At 41.9% G+C, this 5,203-nt stretch carries 3 protein-coding genes, 2 tRNA genes and 2 rRNA genes; 1 reads left to right on the top strand and 6 read right to left on the bottom strand.

Features of this window, described 5'->3' with window-relative positions:
- Positions 1-919, top strand: a 919-nt coding sequence (locus tag KH943_RS09170; protein ID WP_304110306.1) for a class I tRNA ligase family protein, incomplete at its 5' end; no start/stop codon positions are given.
- Positions 920-1,074: 155 nt separating this feature from the next.
- On the opposite strand, the gene mrcB is transcribed toward KH943_RS09170, so the two are convergent.
- From mrcB to rrf (KH943_RS09140), 6 genes are all read right to left on the bottom strand, one after another.
- Entirely contained in the window at positions 1,075-3,465 is a 2,391-nt protein-coding gene (mrcB, locus tag KH943_RS09165) for a penicillin-binding protein 1B (RefSeq protein ID WP_304110305.1), read from the bottom strand.
- Positions 3,466-3,565: 100 nt separating this feature from the next.
- Positions 3,566-4,423 carry a 1,4-dihydroxy-2-naphthoyl-CoA synthase gene (menB, locus tag KH943_RS09160; protein ID WP_304110304.1) on the bottom strand — a complete coding sequence of 286 codons (858 nt, stop codon included), beginning with the start codon at positions 4,421-4,423 and terminating at the stop codon, positions 3,566-3,568.
- 311 nt (positions 4,424-4,734) lie between these two features.
- Positions 4,735-4,810: transfer RNA gene (locus tag KH943_RS09155), tRNA-Trp, on the bottom strand.
- Between the two features lie 38 nt (positions 4,811-4,848).
- Positions 4,849-4,925 (bottom strand) — tRNA-Asp (locus tag KH943_RS09150).
- A 12-nt stretch (positions 4,926-4,937) separates the two neighbouring features.
- Positions 4,938-5,053, bottom strand: a 5S ribosomal RNA gene (gene rrf, locus KH943_RS09145).
- A gap of 52 nt (positions 5,054-5,105) precedes the next feature.
- A 5S ribosomal RNA gene (gene rrf / locus KH943_RS09140) occupies positions 5,106-5,203 on the bottom strand; the annotation flags it as partial.

Here is a 5,203-nt window from a genome sequence, read left to right as displayed (position 1 = left end):
CAAATTGTGGAATGCAAGCCGTTTCGTCTTAACGAATGAAAAATTAGATTTAAGTGAAGGCGAGATCGAATTCTCATTAGCGGATCGTTGGATTCAATCGGAATTCAATCGCACAGTGGAAACGTTCCGTAATTCATTAAGCCAATATCGTTTTGACCTTTGTGCCAATGCGATTTATGAATTTACCTGGAACCAATTCTGCGACTGGTATTTAGAATTGACTAAACCAGTATTTGCCAACGGCAACGCAGCACAAATCCGTGCAGCAAGCCAAACCTTGGTTCACGTGTTAGAAAAATTATTACGTTTAGCACATCCGCTTATTCCATTTATTACTGAAGAAATTTGGCAAAAAGTGAAAGGATTTGTCGGCATTACGGCTGACAGCATTATGTTGCAACCTTTCCCACAAGTGGAAGAAAACGGCTTTGATCCAGAATCAGAAGCTGAAATTGAGTGGTTAAAAGAAGTGATCGTTGCGGTGCGTAATATTCGTGCAGAAAGCAACATCGCACCAAGCAAAGGCTTAGATCTGTTATTCCGTAATTTAAGTGCAGAGAATGCAAAAATTCTTGAAAAACAGACCGCTCTTTTAAAAGCCATGGCGAAGTTAGACAACGTTCAAGTGTTAGCGGAAAACGAAACCGCACCACTTGCGGTAGCGAAACTCGTTGGCAATACTGAATTGCTTGTGCCAATGGCTGGCTTTATCAATAAAGAAGCAGAGCTTGCCCGTTTAACCAAAGAGATTGAAAAATATCAAAACGAAGTTAAACGTATCAAAAACAAACTCAGCAACGAAGCTTTTGTGGCTAAAGCACCTGAAGCAGTGATTGCGAAAGAACGCGAAAAACAAGCGGAATACCAATCTGGATTAGAAAAAATCCAAGAGCAGTATAAGGCGATTGAAAGGTTGTAATTGGGTAATACAAGTCAGTGACTCATTAGATTTACTGACTTTTTATAATATTATTTGAATAAGAATTTAGCAAAAGATTTGAAATAGAGTAAGATCCACTGCTTTTATTGATAAATAGGCATAGTAGATAAAATCCACCGCTTGCATTTGTAAAGTTACTCTCCTGTTGGGGCAATTTCATCGGCTGGAAGAGCCCTATCTTCCGATACTTCTGCTTTGGTATTCTCGGTTTTAGATTTCTCAAGCGAGAGAGCTTCTAACACCGTTGGTTTTTTCGCCTCCACAATTGGGCCACCTGAAGAGCAATAAGTCTGCCCGCGATCACGCCACATTGGAATTTGGCGTCCGCTTTCACAAGCAATACTGCCATAGCTATTAATGCCTACCCATTGAATATCTTTCACTTTCGGCAAACTAAATTTCAACGGTAAAGCACGGCGGATATACTCTTTATAAACATACAATGCCCCACTTGAACCCGTTAAATGCGTGTCGGCATTGTTATCTTTACCTAGCCATACCGTCGCGACATTTTCGCCATCAATCCCCACAAACCAAGTATCGCGAGCATTGTTGGTTGTCCCTGTTTTACCAGCCAAGCGTAAGTCGGCAAACTCATTTTGTAGGCTACGTGCTGTTCCACGTTCCACTACCTGCTGCATCGCATAAAGCGTTTGTGTCGCTGCCTCTTCAGGGAGCACCTGTTTGCTCACATCTTCAATATTGCGTTGATAGAGTGGTTTACCATCAAAGCCTGTGATAGATTCAATCGTCGTGAGAGATACCTTCAAGCCCTTGTTTGCAATTACTTGGTAGGATTTAGTTACGTCATACGGTGAAATTGAGTAAGCACCGAGCAACATTGACGGATAAACAGGAATATCAACCTTATCCCAGCCCATTTCTTTTTGCTTCGCAATCATTTTTCGCAAACCGAACTTCATCCCAATATTCACGGTTGGGATGTTGAGCGAGCGAACCAGTGCATCCATTAACATTACTGAGCCACTAAAACGTTTGTCATAGTTTTTTGGCGACCATGGGGCAGAGCCTTTCACGTGAATAGTGATCGGTTTGTTATCAATGGGTGTATTGAGACGGAAATTTTTAGGATCAGACAACGCAATTGCGTAAATCGAAGGCTTCACTAACGAGCCGATCTGACGCTTAGTTTGAATCGCACGGTTAAAGCCTGCGTATTGAGTTAAACGGTCACCTACAATCGCTCGCACTTTACCCGTACGATATTCCGACACCACAATCGCAGATTGTAAATCTTTGATTTTCTTATCCGAATTTTCCAAATCTTCCAAGCCATTAATTACCGCTTGTTCCGCAGAACGCTGTTGTTTACGGTCAAGAGTGGTAAAAATTTTTGCCCCAGAAAGCAAAGCCGAGCGGTTTTCACCAAACTCATTTTTCAAGTCCATATTCAACGCTTGCATAAAGGCAGGTTGTTGGCGATAAATCGCACCTTTCTCTTTCACGCCTAGCGGTTGTTTGACTAGAAATTCGTAGTCACTTTGGCTAATTGCGTGGTTTTCTTGGAGCAATTTGAGCACCACATTTCGGCGTTCAAGTGCTGCCTCTGGGTGTCGCCATGGATTGTAAAGTGATGGACCTTTCACCATTCCAACTAACAGTGCCATTTGTGACGGGGTGATTTCTTGGATTGGGCGACCAAAATAGAATTGACTTGCCAACGCAAAACCATGCACTTGATAACTACCGTTCTGACCTAAATAAATTTCGTTTAGATACGTTTCAAGAATACGGTTTTTATCGTAACGAGCATCTAAAATCAGCGACATCAGTGCTTCGTTAATCTTACGGCTTAGTGATTTTTCGCTGCTCAAAAAGAGGTTTTTAACCAACTGTTGCGTGAGCGTACTCGCCCCCTGCACTGTTCTACCTGCTTGATAGTTCGCGACCAACGCACGGGCAATCCCCATTGGGCTGATACCATCGTGCTGGTAAAAGCGTTTATCTTCGGTTAAAAGTAGGGCTTGGATGAGAAAATACGGATATTGCTGCAATTTCAACGCTTGGCGTTCTTCATCACTTTCTGAATGTAACATTGCAATCAATTTGGGATCCAGCCTAAACTCTTCCACTAAACGCTGAGCCCCCAAATCTTCAATATAAGTCAGTTTGTCGTTTTGAAAACGTAAACGCAAAACACGTTGTGCTTCAGGACTTTCAGGAAATGGAAAGGCACGGCGCAGCACCACAATATTATTGCCTTCAAGTTTGAAATCGCCAGGAGCAACAATTTGCGATACTTGACGATAGCCATTATCTAACAAAGCAGTTTTGGTTTGCTCCAGCGTGAGATTTTCCTCAATTTTGATGCTCTCAATGCGAGCATAAACTTCAGCTGGCAATTGCCAAACTTGCCCGTTCATTTTAGTGCGAATTTTACCGTCTAAATACACGGCATAAACTGCCATAAAACTCGCTCCAACCACACCTAATTTAATGCTAGTTGTAAGCACCCTAGAACAGAAAGAGCGTTTGTTTTTTTGCTTTTTTTTACGCGTGGACATAGTTCAAACCAAAAGGAAAAAGCGGTGAGATTTTGCAAAAGGTTTACCAAAAACATCGTAAATTTTTACTCAATATCACCGCTTTTAGAGAGAAACTCCATTACGGATTGCGTTTAAATTTGCTGAAATCAGGTTCACGTTTTTCGTTGAACGCATTGCGGCCTTCTTGACCTTCTTCTGTCATATAAAACAACATTGTTGCATTGCCCGCCAACTCTTGAAGACCCGCTTGACCATCACAGTCTGCGTTTAATGCTGCCTTCAAGCAACGTAATGCGATTGGACTGTTTTGTAATATTTCGCGACACCAGCGCACAGTTTCTTTTTCTAAATCAGCATAAGGCACAACAGTGTTCACTAAGCCCATATCTAGTGCTTGTTTCGCATCGTACATACGGCATAAGAACCAGATTTCGCGTGCTTTTTTCTGACCAACGATGCGAGCCATATAACTCGCTCCCCAGCCACCATCGAATGAACCTACTTTCGGACCCGTTTGACCGAATTTTGCGTTATCCGCTGCGATGGTTAAGTCACACATCATATGTAACACGTGACCGCCACCTACGGCATAACCTGCTACCATTGCCACCACTGGTTTTGGGCAAGTACGGATATCACGTTGGAATTCCAATACGTTTAAATGATGCACGCCGCTGTCATCTTTATAGCCGCCGTAGTCACCACGAATTTTTTGGTCACCACCCGCACAGAAAGCGTATTCGCCTTCTCCCGTTAATACGATTACACCGATTTTTTCATCAAAACGAGCATCTGCAAATGCGTGAATCATCTCTTTTACCGTTTGTGGACGGAAAGCGTTACGCACTTCTGGGCGATTGATGGTGATTTTTGCAATACCATCGGTTGATTTGTGATAACGAATGTCGGTGTAACCTTCACTGTGATCCACCCATTCAATAGGTGCGTATAAAAATTCTTCGCTTGGATATAACATTGATTATGTTCCTTTTTGAGTATTCAAATGAATGTTAAAAATTGGTGCCATTATAGCGGTTTTTGTCGCCAGTGAAATAAAAGGCGGTTAAATTTGCCGATATTTTTGTAAATAATTATGCAAATTTAACCGCTTAGAAAAATTATCAGTGTTAAAGCTATGACTAAATTTATCAAAATAATCATCTAAAACATATTAGATACTCCGAGCAATCATATAATTGATTAAAAGAATAATGGCCAATGAAATGAATAAGGAATCGGAATCAAATAAAAAAACCTATCAGATTACTCTAATAGGTTTATTTAATATGGCAGGGGCGGAGAGGCTCGAACTCCCAACACCCGGTTTTGGAGACCGGTGCTCTACCAATTGAACTACGCCCCTAAAGTTAAAGCGAGCATTTTACTCGCTTTTAATATAAGTGGCGGAACGGACGGGACTCGAACCCGCGACCCCCTGCGTGACAGGCAGGTATTCTAACCAGCTGAACTACCGCTCCGCAAATTTTAATGATTGATAATGCCCTACTCTCACATAGGGAAACCCCACACTACCATCGGCGTTACAGCATTTTACTTCTGAGTTCGGAATGGAGTCAGGTAGAACTACTGCACTCTAGTTATCAATCAAATTCTTTATTTCCTTAATACTCTTTTATTAAGAAAACTAAGGAAATAAAATCTGGCGATGCCCTACTCTCACATGGGGAAACCCCACACTACCATCGGCATTACGGCATTTTACTTCTGAGTTCGGAATGGATTCAGGTAGAACTAC

The organism is Haemophilus parahaemolyticus (assembly GCF_018373095.1).
In the GTDB taxonomy this organism is placed as follows: Bacteria; Pseudomonadota; Gammaproteobacteria; order Enterobacterales; family Pasteurellaceae; genus Haemophilus_A; species Haemophilus_A parahaemolyticus_A.
Note: the sequence above shows the minus strand (reverse complement) of the source record. Positions and strands in the feature narration are given on the sequence as shown.

Excerpts from the sequence above, each read along its gene's own strand:
- mrcB (WP_304110305.1), bottom strand. The coding sequence starts at position 3,465 with ATGTCCACGCGTAAAAAAAAGCAAAAAAACAAACGCTCTTTCTGTTCT.
- menB (WP_304110304.1), bottom strand. The coding sequence starts at position 4,423 with ATGTTATATCCAAGCGAAGAATTTTTATACGCACCTATTGAATGGGTG.